The 15,628-nt window shown below is 74.5% G+C and carries 15 protein-coding genes; 4 read left to right on the top strand and 11 right to left on the bottom strand.

All coding sequences use genetic code 11. From position 1 onward, the window contains the following. A partial coding sequence (locus KJP73_RS12205; protein WP_433995172.1) for an Lhr family helicase occupies positions 1-765 on the top strand: 765 nt, incomplete at its 5' end. 6 nt (positions 766-771) lie between these two features. Beyond that, on the top strand, positions 772-1,587 hold the full coding sequence (locus KJP73_RS12200; RefSeq protein WP_213283130.1) for a DNA-formamidopyrimidine glycosylase family protein: 816 nt from the start codon (positions 772-774) through the stop codon (positions 1,585-1,587). Between the two features lie 132 nt (positions 1,588-1,719). Here the strand turns inward: KJP73_RS12200 and KJP73_RS12195 are convergent, their stop codons facing one another. The 5 genes from KJP73_RS12195 to KJP73_RS12175 form a co-directional block, all read right to left on the bottom strand. Then, the gene (locus tag KJP73_RS12195) at positions 1,720-2,058 is read right to left on the bottom strand and encodes a helix-turn-helix domain-containing protein (RefSeq protein ID WP_213283129.1); all 339 of its coding nucleotides are present in this window, start codon (positions 2,056-2,058) and stop codon (positions 1,720-1,722) included. Positions 2,059-2,228: 170 nt separating this feature from the next. Next, the gene (locus KJP73_RS12190) at positions 2,229-2,771 is read right to left on the bottom strand and encodes a CinA family protein (protein WP_213283128.1); all 543 of its coding nucleotides are present in this window, start codon (positions 2,769-2,771) and stop codon (positions 2,229-2,231) included. Further along, entirely contained in the window at positions 2,768-3,349 is a 582-nt protein-coding gene (pgsA, locus tag KJP73_RS12185) for a CDP-diacylglycerol--glycerol-3-phosphate 3-phosphatidyltransferase (protein WP_213283137.1), read from the bottom strand. Before pgsA ends, KJP73_RS12190 begins: the two co-directional genes overlap by 4 nt. 65 nt (positions 3,350-3,414) lie before the next feature. Then, positions 3,415-6,003 carry a DNA translocase FtsK 4TM domain-containing protein gene (locus KJP73_RS12180; protein ID WP_433995173.1) on the bottom strand — a complete coding sequence of 863 codons (2,589 nt, stop codon included), beginning with the start codon at positions 6,001-6,003 and terminating at the stop codon, positions 3,415-3,417. A 160-nt stretch (positions 6,004-6,163) separates the two neighbouring features. After that, positions 6,164-6,574, bottom strand: a complete 411-nt coding sequence (locus tag KJP73_RS12175) for a hypothetical protein (RefSeq protein ID WP_213283127.1) — start codon at positions 6,572-6,574, stop codon at positions 6,164-6,166. Between the two features lie 77 nt (positions 6,575-6,651). Between KJP73_RS12175 and KJP73_RS12170 the strand changes: the two genes are divergently transcribed. Next, on the top strand, positions 6,652-7,257 hold the full coding sequence (locus tag KJP73_RS12170; RefSeq protein ID WP_213283126.1) for a TetR/AcrR family transcriptional regulator: 606 nt from the start codon (positions 6,652-6,654) through the stop codon (positions 7,255-7,257). Between the two features lie 34 nt (positions 7,258-7,291). Continuing rightward, positions 7,292-8,437: a DNA glycosylase AlkZ-like family protein gene (locus KJP73_RS12165; RefSeq protein ID WP_213283125.1), complete on the top strand. Its 1,146-nt coding sequence runs from the start codon at positions 7,292-7,294 to the stop codon at positions 8,435-8,437. Between the two features lie 159 nt (positions 8,438-8,596). Here the strand turns inward: KJP73_RS12165 and KJP73_RS12160 are convergent, their stop codons facing one another. From KJP73_RS12160 to KJP73_RS12135, 6 genes are all read right to left on the bottom strand, one after another. Beyond that, positions 8,597-10,282: a ribonuclease J gene (locus KJP73_RS12160; protein ID WP_213283124.1), complete on the bottom strand. Its 1,686-nt coding sequence runs from the start codon at positions 10,280-10,282 to the stop codon at positions 8,597-8,599. A gap of 15 nt (positions 10,283-10,297) precedes the next feature. Continuing rightward, positions 10,298-11,218: a 4-hydroxy-tetrahydrodipicolinate synthase gene (dapA, locus tag KJP73_RS12155; protein WP_213283123.1), complete on the bottom strand. Its 921-nt coding sequence runs from the start codon at positions 11,216-11,218 to the stop codon at positions 10,298-10,300. Between the two features lie 86 nt (positions 11,219-11,304). Further along, positions 11,305-12,105 (bottom strand): glycerophosphodiester phosphodiesterase, encoded by an 801-nt coding sequence (locus KJP73_RS12150; protein WP_213283122.1) that lies wholly within the window; start codon positions 12,103-12,105, stop codon positions 11,305-11,307. Continuing rightward, a complete protein-coding gene (locus KJP73_RS12145; RefSeq protein WP_213283121.1) occupies positions 12,102-13,466 on the bottom strand; it encodes an ABC transporter substrate-binding protein in 1,365 nt (454 codons plus the stop codon). Before KJP73_RS12145 ends, KJP73_RS12150 begins: the two co-directional genes overlap by 4 nt. A gap of 134 nt (positions 13,467-13,600) precedes the next feature. Next, positions 13,601-14,386, bottom strand: coding sequence for a carbohydrate ABC transporter permease (locus KJP73_RS12140; protein ID WP_213283120.1), 786 nt, complete (start codon positions 14,384-14,386; stop codon positions 13,601-13,603). A 63-nt stretch (positions 14,387-14,449) separates the two neighbouring features. Beyond that, positions 14,450-15,409, bottom strand: coding sequence for a carbohydrate ABC transporter permease (locus tag KJP73_RS12135; protein WP_433995171.1), 960 nt, complete (start codon positions 15,407-15,409; stop codon positions 14,450-14,452). Positions 15,410-15,628: the final 219 nt, after the last annotated feature.

The raw sequence follows: 15,628 nt of genomic DNA, 5'->3' as shown, positions 1-15,628 counted from the left end.
GGGCGGGGTGGGGCCGGGCTGGGCGCCGCCGGAGGGGTGGCGGTCGGCGGCGAGGCGGGCGGGCGCTGGTCGGTGCTGTCCGCTCGCGAGCCCGATCCGACGCGCCGCGCGCACGCCCTCGCCGCGCAGCTGCTCGACCGGCACGGCGTCCTCACCCGGGCGGTGGCGCCAGCCGAGGGCGTCTCGAACCAGTTCGCGGCCGTGTACCGGGTGCTCGCGGCGCTGGAGCAGGCGGGGCAGGTGCGGCGCGGGTACTTCGTGGAGCACCTCGGCGGCTCCCAGTTCGCCCTGCCCGGGGCGGTGGACCAGCTGCGCGCCGACGCCCGACAGCTCGAGCGGATCGCGGAGCAGTCCGTGCCCGCGGACGCCGACCGCTCGGTGGTGCTGCTCGCCGCGACCGACCCCGCCAACCCGTACGGCGCCGCGCTCGGCTGGCCGGTGCGCGTCGACGCCCCCACCGGTCACCGCCCCGGACGGAAGGCCGGGTCGGTCGTGGTGCTCGTCGACGGCGAGCTCGCGCTCTACCTGGAGCGGGGCGGACGGACCGTGCTCACGTTCAGCGACGACGAGACCGTCCTGCGCCTCGCCGCCGACCGGCTCGCCGACGCGGTGCGGGAGGGGCGGCTCGGGCGCGTGACGCTGGTGCGCGGGGACGGTGAGGAGCTGCTGTCCGGCGGCGTGGAGACGACCGCGCTGGGCCGGGCGCTCACCCTGGTCGGGTTCGCCCCGACACCACGGGGCATGCGGCTGCGGGGTGCTCGGTGACCGCCGGTGCCTGAGGGCGACATCCTGCGGCGCACCGCCACCCGCCTGGACCAGGCGCTCGCCGGCCGGGAGCTGGTCCGCGCGGACCTGCGCTGGCCGACGGCCGCCACCGTCGACCTGGTCGGCCGGACCGTGCTCGGCACGGCGTCCTACGGCAAGCACCTGCTTACCCGGTTCGACGACGGCCGGACGCTGCACACCCACCTGCGGATGGACGGGTCCTGGCGGATCGCCCGCACCGGCTCCCCCGGTGCCCGCGCCGCCAACCCGGCGGTCCGGGCGGTGCTGGCCAACAGCACCTGGACGGCGGTCGGCGAGCTGATCGGGATGCTGGACGTGGTGCCCACCCGGGACGAGCACACGCTCGTCGGGCACCTCGGACCCGACCTGCTCGCGGACGACTTCGAGACCGCCGGGCTGCCGGAGGCGCTGCGCCGGTGGGCCGCCCGCGGCGCGACCCCGGTGTGCGAGGTGCTGCTGGACCAGACGGTCGTCGCGGGCATCGGCACCATCTACATGGCCGACTCGCTGTTCCTGGAGCGGATCTGGCCGTGGACGCCGGCCGACGAGGTCCCCGACCCGGGGCGGCTGCTCCGCGTCGCCCGGGCGATCATGCTCCGGTCGGTGGGCACGTCCACGCCCTCGACCACCGGGGAGACGTACCGCGGCCGCACGACGTGGGTGCACGGGCGGCTGCGCGAGCCGTGCCGCCGGTGCGGCGCGCCGATCCGGCGGGGCCTCGCGGGGACGCCGCCCACGGAACGGCCGGCGTACTTCTGCGGCGTCTGCCAACGGCCGCCGGCGGGCGCTCCCCCCGCCTGACCGGCGTCGGCGCCGGTCGCCGGCGGGCGTGGCCACCGTCCGTCCCCGGGCACGCCGACGCCCGGCCTGCTCCGCCGGCGAGGGCGGGCACGACCGGGCGTGGACGGTGCTCGGGTGGGACCGGCGAGCGGATCAGCCGATCGGGGTGAGCTCCGGGCGACGGCGGTTCCAGGCGCTGTCCGGGCCGGTGAGGGCCGACGCGAGGTCGACCGGGACCGTGTCCGGGATCAGCAGCCCCTCGGCCACCGCGATGCGGTCGCTGACCTCACGGAGGACGAGCGACATCGGCGTGTTCAGCGCGTCGCAGATGCTCGCGAGCAGCTCCGACGACGCCTCCTTCTGACCGCGCTCGACCTCGCTGAGGTAGCCCAGCGACACGCGGGCGGCGGAGGACACCTCGCGCAGGGTGCGACCCTGCCGCTGGCGGGCATCCCGCAGCACGTCACCGATCTCTCGGCGCAATACGACCATCTGGCGTCCCCCTCTCGAGTCCCGATCCTGCTCCTGCCGCACGGCCGGTCCGCCCGCAGGGACGGTCCGGACGAGTGCGGCACCCTTGTGGCCCCGCTCGGGGAGGCTCCCACCGTACATGTCGCTGCCCCGACGGGCAGCGCCTGGACGGGTGGACGGCCTGCTGTTCATCACGATCTTCCCAACGCGCCGGGGTCCCGCCGTGTTCCCGGGGCGCCGCCGTCGTGGTCGCCGCGCACGGCCACCAGCGCCTCGCGCAGCACGGCCGCGCAGGTCGCGGTGCGGATCGCCGCCCGGTCGCCCGTGAGCGCGAGGGTCCGCACGACGGTGCCGGCGGGTGTCGCGACGGCGACGTGCACCGTGCCCGGCGGCCGACCGTCCTGAGGGTCCGGGCCGGCGACCCCGGTGGTCCCCAGGCCGACGTCGGCGCCCATGACGCCGCGCACCCGCTCCGCGAGCTGCCGGGCGACCTCCGGGTGCACCGCGCCGTGCTCGGCGAGCAGCCCCGCGTCGACCCCCAGCACGGAGCCCTTCACGTCGGTGGCGTAGGCGACGACGCCCCCGCGCAGGGAGCGGGACGCCCCGGGGACGTCGACCAGGGTGGCGGCCACGAGCCCGCCGGTGAGCGACTCGGCGGTCGCGACGGTCCAGCCGCGGTCCTCCAGCGCCGTCAGCAGCTCCGCCGCGACGCTCCCCGCACCGGCCTCCGTCACCGCGGCGACGGCACCGGCGCCGCGGTCCCAGCGACGTGCTCGCGGTGCACCCGCACGGCGGTCCGCACGTAGTCCAGGCCCGTCACGAGGGTGACGACCACGGCGGCGCCCATGAGCACGCTCGCCACGACGAGGACGGCCACCGGCAGGTGGTCGAGCGGCAGCAGGAACAGCCCGACGGCGAGGGACTGCAGCACGGTCTTGATCTTGCCGCCGCGCGAGGCCGGCAGGACCAGGTACCGCAACAGGAAGAACCGCATGATCGTGATGCCGATCTCGCGCACCAGGATCGCCCCGGTCACCCACCAGCTGAGGTCGCCGAGCAGCGACAGCCCCACGAGCGCCGTGCCGATCAGGGCCTTGTCGGCGATCGGGTCCAGCAGCTTCCCGAGGTCCGTGACCAGGCCGAGCCGCCGGGCCAGGTAGCCGTCGAGCCGGTCGGTCGCCGCCGCGAGGGCGAAGATGCCCGTCGCGACCAGCCGCCAGGCCACGTCGTCGCCACCCTCGATCAGCAGCGCCCAGGCGAAGAACGGCACCACGGCGATGCGCAGCACCGTCACGAGGTTCGCGACGTTCATCGGCGATGGGCGGCTCACCCCCACAGCCTACGGGCAGGCGGTGCGCGGGACCGCGCCGGCGGGCGTCAGCGCAGGTCGTCGGCGTCGTCGAAGTAGTCGACGGCCTCCGGCGGCTCCCCCGGCATCCGGCCCTCGGGCGCGGCGTACCGGTCGTCCGCGGCAGCCCCGCCGCCGCTGCCCGGGGCCGCGGGCTCCGGCTCGCCGCGGAGCATCGCGAGCGTCCCGGGCAGGTCGTCGGGCGTGATCAGCACCTCGCGGGCCTTCGACCCCTCGGAGGGGCCGACGATCTCGCGGGACTCCAGCAGGTCCATCAGGCGCCCGGCCTTCGCGAACCCGACCCGCAGCTTGCGCTGCAGCATCGACGTGGAGCCGAACTGCGTCGTCACGACGAGCTCCGCGGCCTGCAGCAGCAGGTCCAGGTCGTCGCCGATGTCCTCGTCGACCTGCTTCTTGGCGGCGACGACCGCGACGTCCTCGCGGTAGACCGGCTTGAGCTGCGTCTTGACGTGGGCGACGACCGCGTGGATCTCGCTCTCCGACACCCAGGCGCCCTGCGTGCGCATCGGCTTCGCGGCGCCCATCGGCAGGAACAGCGCGTCGCCCTGGCCGATCAGCTTCTCGGCGCCGGGCTGGTCGAGCACCACGCGGGAGTCGGTGAGCGACGACGTCGCGAAGGCCAGGCGGGACGGCACGTTGGCCTTGATCAGACCGGTGACGACGTCCACGGAGGGCCGCTGCGTGGCGAGCACCAGGTGGATGCCGGCGGCGCGCGCGAGCTGGGTGATGCGCTGGATCGACGCCTCGACGTCGCGCGGGGCGACCATCATGAGGTCCGCGAGCTCGTCGACGATGACCAGCAGGTACGGGTACGGCGCGATCTTCCGCTCCGAGCCGGGCAGCGGCTTCACCTTGCCGGCCTTCACGGCGACGTTGAAGTCGTCGATGTGCTTGAAGCCGAACATCGCGAGGTCGTCGTACCGCGCCTCCATCTCCCGGACCACCCACTCCAGGGCCTCGGCGGCCTTCTTGGGGTTGGTGATGATCGGGGTGATGAGGTGCGGGATGCCCTCGTAGATCGTGAGCTCGACGCGCTTGGGGTCGACGAGCACCATGCGCACCTGGTCCGGCGTGGCGCGCATCAGCACCGAGACGATCATCGAGTTCACGAAGGAGGACTTGCCCGCGCCCGTCGCACCGGCGACCAGGAGGTGCGGCATCTTCGCGAGGTTCGCGGTGACGTACCCGCCCTCGACGTCCTTGCCCACGCCGATGACCATGGGGTGCTCGGTGCGGCGGGCGGCGCTGGACCGCAGCACGTCGCCGAGCGAGACGGTCTCGCGGTCGGTGTTCGGGATCTCGATGCCGATGGCGGACTTGCCGGGGATCGGCGACAGGATGCGGACGTCGGCGCTCGCCACCGCGTAGGCGATGTTCTTCGACAGCGCGGTGACCCGCTCGACCTTGATGCCCTTGCCGAGCTCGACCTCGTACCGCGTGACCGTGGGGCCGCGCGTGAAGCCGGTGACCTGCGCGTCGATCTCGAACTGCTCGAGCACGCTGGTGAGCGCCTCGACCACGCGGTCGTTCGCAGCGGACCGGACTTTGTGCGGCGCGCCCTTGGCCAGGGCGTCCTCCGACGGGAGCGTGTAGAGGACGTCGCCGCCCAGCACCGGCTGCTCGCCGCGCGGGACGCCGGTGGTCGGCGGTGCGACGAGCTCCGGGCGCGCCGCCTCCCCCGCCGCACCGACGGCCGTGACCGCCTGCGTCGGCGCGGTGGGCGGGCGCGGTGCGTCGGCGTCGACGTCGGGGGCCACGTCGTCCGGGTCGAGGACCGCGGTGGCGTCCTCCTCCTCGCGGCGGCGGCGCTCGCGCTCGACGAAGGCGGCGCGCTCGAAGGCCTCGTCACCGGCGTAGCCCTCGAGCCGGTCGGCCTCGAGCTCCTCCTCGGTGCGGTCCTTCTTCCGGCGGCCCAGCAGCGAGCGCCGCGGCTTGGCCGGGGGCTCCTCGACCGCGGTGTGGCCGGCGTTGATGACGAGCGGGGCGTCCTCGTCCTCGGGCTCCTCGTCGCGGTGGTTCCCGGTGAGCCGGTCGTACACGCCGCGCAGGCGCGGGCCGATCTGGTTGACGGGGGTCGCCGTCACGACGAGCAGCCCGAAGAACGCGAGCAGCACCAGCAGCGGGACGGCCGCCCACGCGGTGACCAGGCTGACCAGCGGCGTGCCGACCAGGTACCCGACGATGCCGCCCGCGTCACGGACCGCCTCGAAGCCGTTCGCGGGGGCCGGCAGGTCCTGCTGCACGTGCACCAGCCCGCACGCGGCGAGCGTGATGGCGGTCAGGCCGATGCCGATCCGCGAGTTCGCCTGGTTCTGCTCGGGGTGCCGCATGAGCCGCACGGCCACGGCGACCAGGGCGAGGGGCACCGCGACGGCGACCCGGCCGAACGTCCCGGCGACCACCACGTGCACCGCGTCGCCCGCCATGCCGTCCAGGCCCCACCACTCGCGCGCCGCCACGACGATCGCCAGCGCGAGCAGGAAGAACGCGGCGCCGTCGCGGCGCAGGGCGGGGTCGAGGTCGCGGGCGCCGTGCCCGACCTTGCGGGCGGCACCGCCGATCACGTGCGCGCCGCCCATCCAGATGCCGCGCACGATCCGCAGCGGGAGGGCGTCGCCGCACGGGTGGCGGTGGAGGACGGACGGGCGGCCATGATCCTCACGGTAGTCGCCGAGCCCCCGCGACCCGCGGATCTGCCCCGCCGCGGTCGCGTGTCGGTGCCGGGCGTCACACCGGCCCTGCGCAGGGCGGCGCGGCTCAGGCGGTCAGGAGCCCGACGCCCAGCGTCACCACGCCCGCGGCGACGGCGACCGCCCCGACGGGCAGCAGCACCACCGCGCGGTTCGGCCGGGTGCGGCCCCGGCCCGCGGCGGACAGGAAGAACCCGGCCGGCAGCGCGACCGCCCCGACGAGCACGCCGGTCTGCGCGAGCCAGCGCCACAGGCCCGTGAGGTCCGTCGCCTCCCCGAGCAGCAGGCACACCAGGCCGAGCGTGACGAGCACCCCGGCGTGGGCGTGGCCCGCCCGGTAGAACGAGCGCTGCAGGTCGGTCGCCGGCTCCCGCCCGGTGACGACGCGCAGCAGGAACCAGCCGCCGGACTCCATGGCGACGATCGTCAGGGCGACCACCCCGGCGGTGACGCGTGCGGCGTCCGTGAGCTCGATCATGGCGACCCCCTCGCGTTCGCGAACATTGTTATGGAACATCGTTCGAGAACCACCGTCAAGCCCCTAGACTCCCCCGCATGGCACGTCCACGGCTGCACGACGAGGCGCTGCGCCGGCGCCTGCTCGCGGTCACCTCCACCGCCATCTCCGAGCGGGGGGTCTCCGGCGTCACCGTCCGGGACGTCGCGGCGCGCGCCGGCACGTCGGCCTCCGCGGTGTACTCGCTGTTCGGCGGGCGCGACGCCCTGGTCCACGCGGTCGGCGACGAGGCGTTCGCCCGGTTCGCCGCCCGGCTCGACGCCGCGCCGCGCGGCGGGGACCCCGGTGCCGACCTGCTCGCGCTCGGCCTGGCGTACCGGGAGCACGCGCTCGCCGAGCCGGAGTTCTACCGCGTCATGTTCAGCACGGCGGGCGCGGGCGCCCAGGACCCGGAGCGGGAGGCCGCCGTGGACTCCTTGACGTTCGGCGCGCTGCACGACGCCGTCGCCGCGCTCCTGGCCGGGTCCGGCCGCGCCGGCGACGCCCGCGAGCCCGCGCTCACGCTCTGGGCGCTCGTGCACGGGCTCGTCGAGCTGGAGCTGCACGGCCTCCTGCCCGGCACCCCGGACGAGCGCGCCGCCCGGTACACCTCCGCGCTGCGGGCGGCCGGACCCGCCCTGCTCGGGGCGGCGCCCACGCCGTAGCGCGGTGTCGGTGCGCGGTGGCACGGTGGGCCGCATGGGGAACCCCGTCGTCACCGCGGCCCAGGTCCGCCGGCACCGGCTGCGCGTGCAGCAGCTCGACCGCCCGGTCGACCCGGCCCGCGCCGTCACCGACGCCGCCGTGCTCGACCTCGGGGTGCAGGACACCGGCCCGGACGGCGCGCTGTGGGCGCTCGCGCTGCGCGGGGTGCCCGTCGCCGCGCACGCGTGGGACGACGCGCTCGCGCTCGCCTGGACGGTCCGGGGCGCCCCGCACGCCTACCGCCGGGCGGACCTGCCCGCCGTGCAGCGCGCGGTGCGGCCGTACTCCGACGCCGACGCGGGCAAGCGGATCTACGACGCCGCGAAGCCGCTGCGCGCCGCGGACCTGCGCCCGCTCGACGCCCTGGCGCGCGTGGCACGGACCATGCGTGAGGTCGTCGACGAGCCGCTCGACAAGGGCGGCGTCTCCACCCGGATGACCCGCGAGCTGCCGGACCCGTACCTGCGCTGGTGCCGGTCGTGCGGGGTCACGCACATGTGGGAGATGCCGTTCCGGCTGGCCGCGCTGCACGGCGGGCTCGAGCTGGAGCCCGACACGTCTCCCCCGGTGCTGCGCCGCGCGCCGCGGTTCCCCGCGCGGCAGGTCGGCGTCGTCGAGCGCCCGGCCGACGAGGCACCGGACGCGGACGGGAGGTTCGACCTCGTCCGGGGCGTGCTGCACCTGCTGGGGCCGACCGACCCGAAGCACGCGGCCGCGTTCCTCGACGCCCCGCCCGCGGACGTCCGGCGCAGGTGGCCGGCCGACGCGGTCCCGGTCGAGCTCGACGGCTCCGAGGTCGCGGTGCTCGCCGGCGACCTGCCCGCGCTGCAGGACGCCGCCCGCGGCGGGGACGAGCCGGTCGTCCGGCTGCTCGGCCCGTACGACCTGTTCCTGCAGGCCCGCGACCGGCACGTGCTGGTCACCGACCCGGACCGGCACAAGGCGCTGTGGCCCGTGCTCGGCCGGCCCGGCGCGGTGCTCGCCGACGGGGACGTCGTCGGCACGTGGCGCCCGCGAGCGCGCGGCCGGCGGCTCGCCCTGGAGCTGGACCCGTGGGTCCCGTGGGACGCCGGGCTCCAGGAGGCGGTCGCCGCCGAGCACGCGCGCCTGGCGGCGTTCCGCGGCGCGGAGGTCGCGTGACCGGTCCCCGAGGTCGTCACATCGGCCCGAGGTCGTCCGTCCTGCGTGACGACCTCGTGCGCGAGTGACGACCTCGCGCGCGGCACGGACGACGACGGCCCGGCCGCGCACGCGCCGGGGCGTGCGGGGCCGGGCCGGGGCGCCGGGGTCGCGCGGGGCTCAGGCCTCCACGACCACCGGGATGATCATCGGCCGGCGGCGCAGGCGGTTCGACACCCAGCGGCCGACGACGCGGCGCACGACCTGCTGGAGCTGGTGCGTGTCGACGGCCCCGCCGCGGGTGGCGTCCTCGAGCGCGGCGACGACCTCGGGGAGGATGTCCTCGAACACCGCGGTGTCCTCGGCGAACCCGCGCGCGTGGATCTGCGGGGAGGCCAGGACCTTGCCGTCGGTGCTGCTGACGACCACGAAGATCGAGATGAAGCCCTCGTCGCCGAGGATCCGGCGGTCCTTGAGGTCGGCCTCGGTGATGCCGCCGACGCTGGAGCCGTCGACGAACACGTACCCGCACGGCACGGCGCCGACGACGCTGGCCCGCCCGTCGACCAGGTCGACGACCACGCCGTCCTCGGCGAGCACCACGCGGTCGGCCGGCACGCCGGACTTCACGGCGAGCGCGCCGTTCGCGACGAGGTGCCGGACCTCGCCGTGCACCGGCATGACGTTGCGCGGCTTGAGGATGTTGTAGCAGTACAGGAGCTCGCCGGCGCTGGCGTGGCCGGAGACGTGCACCTTGGCGTTGCCGCCGTGCACGACGCGCGCGCCGAGCCGGGTCAGGCCGTTGATGACGCGGTAGACGGCGTTCTCGTTCCCCGGGATGAGCGACGACGCGAGGATCACGGTGTCGCCCAGGCCGACCGAGATCTTGTGGTCGTTGTTGGCGATCCGGGACAGCGCAGCCATGGGCTCGCCCTGGGAGCCGGTGCACATCAGCACGAGCTCGTCGTCCCGGATGTCCCCCATGCGCTTCTGGTCGACCAGCACGCCCTCGGGCACCTTGAGGTAGCCGAGCTCCGCGGCGATCGTCATGTTGCGCACCATCGACCGGCCGACGAGCGCCACCTTGCGGTCGTGCGCGGCGGCGGCGTCCAGGACCTGCTGCACGCGGTGCACGTGCGAGGAGAACGACGCGACGACGATCTTGCGCGCGGACGTCGCGAACACCCCGTCGAGCACCGGGCCGATGTCCCGCTCCGGGGCGACGAAGCCGGGCACCTCGGCGTTGGTGGAGTCGACCATGAACAGGTCGACGCCCTTCTCGCCCAGGCGGGCGAACGCGCGCAGGTCGGTGATGCGGCCGTCCAGCGGCAGCTGGTCCATCTTGAAGTCGCCGGTGTGCAGCACGGTGCCGGCGGGCGTGGTCACGGCCACGGCCAGGGCGTCCGGGATCGAGTGGTTCACCGCGACGAACTCGCACGAGAAGGCGCCGACCTGCTCGGTCTGCCCCTCCTTCACCGCGAGGGTCAGCGGGGTGATCCGGTGCTCCTTGAGCTTCGCCTCGACGAACGCGAGCGTCAGCTGCGAGCCGATCAGCGGGATGTCCTTGCGCAGGCGAAGCAGGTACGGGACGGCGCCGATGTGGTCCTCGTGCCCGTGGGTGAGCACGATGCCGTCGATGTCGGCCATGCGGTCGGCGATGTAGTCGAAGTCCGGCAGGATCAGGTCGACGCCGGGCTGGTGGTCCTCGGGGAACAGGACGCCGCAGTCGATGATGAGCAGCCGGCCGTCGTACTCGAGGACGGCCATGTTGCGGCCGACCTCGCCGAGGCCACCGAGGGCCACGATCCGCAGACCGCCCTCGGGCAGGGCGGGCGGCAGGGCGAGGTCAGGGTGCGGGTGGGACATTCTTCTCCTGGTCGGTTACGGCGCAGTGGCGAGGACGTCCGCGAGACCGGCCGCACGGAGACCCGCGCGCACCGCCTCGACGTCCTCGTCCGTGGCGGCCACGTTGGGCAGCCGCAGGTGCCGGGACGGGATCAGACCGAGGGACCAGACGGCGGCCTTGGCCGCGACCGCCTGGAACCCCTGGCCGTTCAGCGCGTCGACCGCCGGTGCGATCGACAGGAAGATCTGCAGGGCGCGGGCGTGGTCCCCCGCGTCGTGCGCCGCGGTGATCGCGGCGAGCTGCGGGCCGGCGACGTGGCCGACCACGCTGACGATGCCCGCCGCGCCGTGCGCGAGGAACGGCAGGTAGAGCGAGTCGTCCCCGCTGTACCACGCCAGCCCCGTGCGGGCGGCGGCGGTCGCGGCCGCGTAGAGGTCGCCGGTGGCGTCCTTCATCGCGACGACGCGCTCGTGCGCGGCCAGCGCGTCGAGCGTCGGCTGCGCGAACCGCACCCCGGTGCGCCCCGGCACGTCGTAGAGCATGACGGGCAGCGGGGTCGAGTCCGCGACTGCCTCGATGTGCCGGACCACGCCGGTCTGCGAGGGCCGCGAGTAGTACGGGCTCACGACGAGCAGCCCGTCCGCGCCGGCGTCGGCGGCCTGCTCGGCCATCCGGACGGCGTGCAGCGTGTCGTTGGAGCCCGCGCCGGCGACCACGGCCGCCCGGTCCCCCACCGCGTCGACGACCGCGCGGATCAGCTCGGCCTTCTCCGGGGCGTGCGTCGCGGGCGACTCCCCGGTGGTGCCGTTCAGCACCAGCCCGTCGTGCCCGTGGTCCACGAGGTGCGTGGCCAGGGAGACGGCGGCGTCCAGGTCGACCGATCCGTCCTCCCGCATCGGCGTCACCATGGCGGTGAGCACCGCGCCGAACGGACGCGACGGGGTGGCGGGGAGCATGCCCCCACGGTACCGCCCCGCCCCCGGCCGCCGCGCACCGCGTCCGAGGTGGGGACGCGGTGCGCGGCGGTCGGACGCTGCTGCGGCTACGCGCGCGCGGCGAGCCAGCCCGCGAGCCGGTCGGGGCGGTCGGTGATCACCGCGTCGACGCCGAGCGCCGTCGCGGCCGCCCAGTGCTCCGGCTCGTTCAGCGTCCACACCATGACCTGGAGGCCGGCGGCGTGCAGCCGCTCGACCAGGTCGGGGTGCTCGACCAGCAGCGGCCCGTAGGGGTTGCAGGTCATGACGCCGAGGTCGGTGCAGAGCCGCACCAGCTCGGCCGGGTCGGCCGGGACCTGGAAGACCAGCAGCCCCCGGCGGAGCTCCGGGTCGGCCTCCGCGAGCGCCTCCACCGACTCGGGCCAGAAGCTCTGCCCGATCACCCGGTCGGCCAGCCCCGCGGCGCGGATCGCGTCGGTGACGGGCCGCACCTGCTCGGCGGTCCAGGGGCCCTTGAGCTCCAGCAGCAGGTCGATGCCGGGGCGGCGGGCCATGAGGTCGAGGACCTCGGCGAACGTCGGCACGCGCTGCCCGGCGTAGGCCGCGGCGAACCACGAGCCCGCGTCGAGGGACCGCAGCGCGTCGAGGCCCAGCTCGGCGACGACGCCCTGGCCGTCGGTGGTCGCGTCGACGGTGTCGTCGTGGATGACCACGACGTGCCCGTCGGCGCTGAGCTGGATGTCGATCTCGATGCTCGCCGCGCCGGCCCGCCAGGCGGCCTCGAACGCGGCGAGGGTGTTCTGCGGCGCGACCGCGGAGTTCCCGCGGTGCGCGACGACCGCGGGGACCCCGAGGCCGGGGCCGCCCGTGCGGGCGACCCCGGTCCCGGTCGTGACGGCGTCGGTCACAGGTACGGCTCCACGTTCTCGCGGTACGCCGTCTCGATCTGCGGCGCGACGGACTCGAACGCCGCGGCCGGGTCGGTGCCCTCCAGCACGATCTGCTCCAGGGCGTCGGTCAGCAGCGCGTCGGCGCCGGGGACGAACACGCGGATGTAGTCCTGCGGGCGGGCCTTCTCGGCGAGCTGGTCCACCGCGGTGCGGAACTGCGGGTACTGCTCGTAGACGGCCTTCATGGTGTCGGACTCGACGGCCGACGTGCGGACCGGCATGTAGCCGGTGGCCTGCGAGAAGGTGGCGGTGTTCTCGGTGTTCGTGAGGAACTCCAGGAACATCGCGGACGCCAGCTGCTCCTCGGGGGTGCTGGAGGAGGAGATCGCCAGGCCGGTGCCGCCGGTGGGCGTGCCGCCGCCCTGGGGGCCGTCGGGCAGGTAGGCCGTGCCGACCTCGAACTGCGCGGCGTCGAGCGCGCCCTTGAGCGAGCCCGTGGAGCCGATGGTCGAGGCGATGAGGCCCGACGCGAAGTCCGTCATCGAGTCGTCCGCGGAGACCGTGGCGATGGCCTGGTCCCCGTGGAACAGGTCGCGCAGGAACTCTCCGCCCGCGAGCGCCTCCTCGGAGTCGAGGGTGACCTCGAACTCGTCGGAGTACTGGCCGCCCTGGCCCCAGATCATGTTCTCGAACCACCAGGCCGACCAGGACGTGCCCAGGCTCAGGCCGAACGGCGAGCCGCCCTCGGGCACCTGGGCCTCGAGCGCGGTGCTCCACTCCTGGAGCTGCTCCCAGGTCTCCGGGCCCTCGTCGGGCAGGCCGGCGGCCTCCCACATCGTCTTGTTGTAGTAGAAGAGCGGCGTCGACCGCGCGTACGGGGCGGCCCAGTGCTGGCCGTCGTACTCGTAGTCGCCGTACAGGCCCGGCTGCAGGTCCTCGGCGTCGGCGTCCAGGTACTCGAAGACGTCGTCGAGCGGCATGATCTGGTCGTTCAGGTGGTAGCGGAACCACCACACGTCGGACGCGATCACCAGGTCCGGCTTCTCGTCGGTCTGCGACGCGGCCTGGAAGCGCTGGGCGACCTCGTCGTAGTTGGCGCCGGCGGTGACCAGGTTGACCTTGATGTCCGGGTTCTCGGCCTCGAACGCGGCGATGAGCTGCTCCTCCACCGCCTGGGACTGGCCGGGGTGGTTGCTCCACCAGGTGATCTCGGAGGCGGGCTCGACCTGCGACCAGTCGGTGGAGTCCGTCGACTCGGACGCCTCCGACCCGCTCGCGGCGGTGCTCGGGCCGCCGCACGCGGTGAGGGCGAGGGTCGTGCCGGCGACGACAGCGGCGAGGGCGGGAAGCCCGCGACGACGCCTCTGGGGGTGGGACACGGTGGTGCTCCTTCGGGGGGTCGTGCACCGCGGTGCGGTGCTCGGCTGACGGGCGCGCGGGGGCGCGGCCGTCTCAGGCGGCCGGCGGACCGGCCACGTCTCGGGGGTGCGGGGGGTGGGGTGCTGAGGGGATGTCAGCCCGTGACGGCCCCCGCGGTGAGGCCGGCGACGAGCCGGCGCTGCAGGACCAGGAAGACGACGAGGATCGGCAGCGTGACGACGACCGTGGCGGCCAGCAGCACGCCCCAGTTGGTGAGGCCGTCGATGTTCTGCAGGAGGGTCAGGCCGATCGGCAGCGTCATCTTGTCGGCGCGGTCGATGACCAGGAACGGCCAGAGGTAGTCGTTCCACTCGGTGACGACGGACACGAGGGTGACCGCCGCGATCGTGGGCGCGCTCATCGGGACGACGAACCGCCAGAGCTTGCGCCAGTGCCCGGCGCCGTCCAGCTCCGCCGCCTCGAGGATCGAGGTGGGCAGCGTGAGGAAGTGCTGGCGGAACAGGAAGGTGCCGAACGCGCTGGCCAGGCCGGGCACGAGGATGCCCTGGTAGGTGTTCAGCCAGCCGAGGTCGGCGACCAGGGTGTAGTTCGGGATGATCGTGACCTGCGGCGGGATCATCAGGGTGGCGATGACCAGGCCGAACACGACCTTCTTGAACGGGAAGTCGAGGAAGACCAGCGCGTACGCGCACGTCAGGCCGAGGACGACCTTGAGGCCCGCGCCGACGACCGTCAGGCCGACGCTGTTGGCGAGCAGCCGGCCGAGCGGCACGGTCTGCGCGGCCTGCGCGTAGTTGTCCAGGCTGGGCGCGCCCGGCAGCCACTGCACGGGGAACTGGTAGAGCTCGGCGGGCGTCTTCAGGCTCGCCAGGAGCAGCCACAGCAGCGGGGCGCCGAGCACGACGGTCGCCAGGATCATCGTCACGTAGCTGGCGACGTGCGGGCGGCGTCTGCGTGGCCGGGCGCCGGGGGGTCAGGACGCTCATGCGTAGTGGACCTTCCGCTGGACGAACCGCATCTGCACCGCGGTGACCGCCAGCAGCACGAGGAACAGGACGGTGGCGACGGCCGAGGCGTACCCGGCGCGGCCGTTGACGAAGCTCTCCTGGTACACGGAGTACATGAGCGTCGTGGTGGAGCCCAGCGGCCCGCCCTGCGTCATCGCCTTGATGATGTCGAAGGACTGCAGCGAGGCCAGCATCATCGTGACCAGCAGGAAGAACGACGTCGGCGTGAGCAGCGGCAGGATGATCGACCGGAGCGTCCGGAAGGACGACGCGCCGTCGAGGGCGGCCGCGTCCTTGAGGTCCTGCGGGACGGACTGCAGGCCCGCCAGGTAGATGAGGGCGACGTACCCGAGGTTCTTCCAGAGGTAGACCACGATCACCATGACCAGCGGCCAGGGGCGCTCGGTGTACCACTGCGGCGAGGTGGCGCCGACCCAGCTCAGCACCTCGCGCATGAGGCCGTACCGCGGGTCGAAGATGAACAGCCAGAGGATCCCGACCGCGAACCCCGAGAGCACGTACGGCGCGAACGCCACGGTCCGGGCGAAGCCCCGCCCCCGCAGCTTCTGGTTGAGCAGCACCGCGAGGCCGAGGCCGAGGAGCATCGCGCCGCCGACCGTCGCGACGGTGAACACCACGGTCGTCCCGACGATCTGACCGAAGCCGCGGGAGCTGAACAGCTCGACGTAGTTGCCGAGGCCGATCTGGCGGGCGACGGGCGAGCCGAGGTTCCACTGGAGCGTGGACAGGTAGAACGACTGCAGCAGGGGCCGGTAGACGAACACCAGCAGCAGGGCCACGTTCGGCCCGGCGAGCAGGAGGAACCACAGCAGGGCCGACCGGCGGCGGCGCTGCTGCAGGGCCCCGCGCCGGCGAGGGCTCGTGCCCGAGGGCACGGCCGCCGGCGGCGGGGCGAGGACGTCAGCAGTGGACACGGGGGAAGATCCGCTTCGTTCAGGGGGCAGGTGGCGGGCGGACCGCTCCGTCGCGGCCCTGCACACTCTGCGCCGCTCCCGCCACCCGGATCGAGCAGATCGGAGCGTTCCGCGGGGACGTTCCGCGAGCCTTCCCGCCGCGTTCACCTGCGGTTCGACCCGTCCACCGGCAGGCCGTGCGGCGGACAGCATCCGGGCACGCCCGCCGGGACGTCGGTC

Origin of the sequence: Cellulomonas hominis, from assembly GCF_901521055.1 — a bacterium.
GTDB lineage: Bacteria > Actinomycetota > Actinomycetes > Actinomycetales > Cellulomonadaceae > Cellulomonas > Cellulomonas endometrii.
Note: the sequence above shows the minus strand (reverse complement) of the source record. Positions and strands in the feature narration are given on the sequence as shown.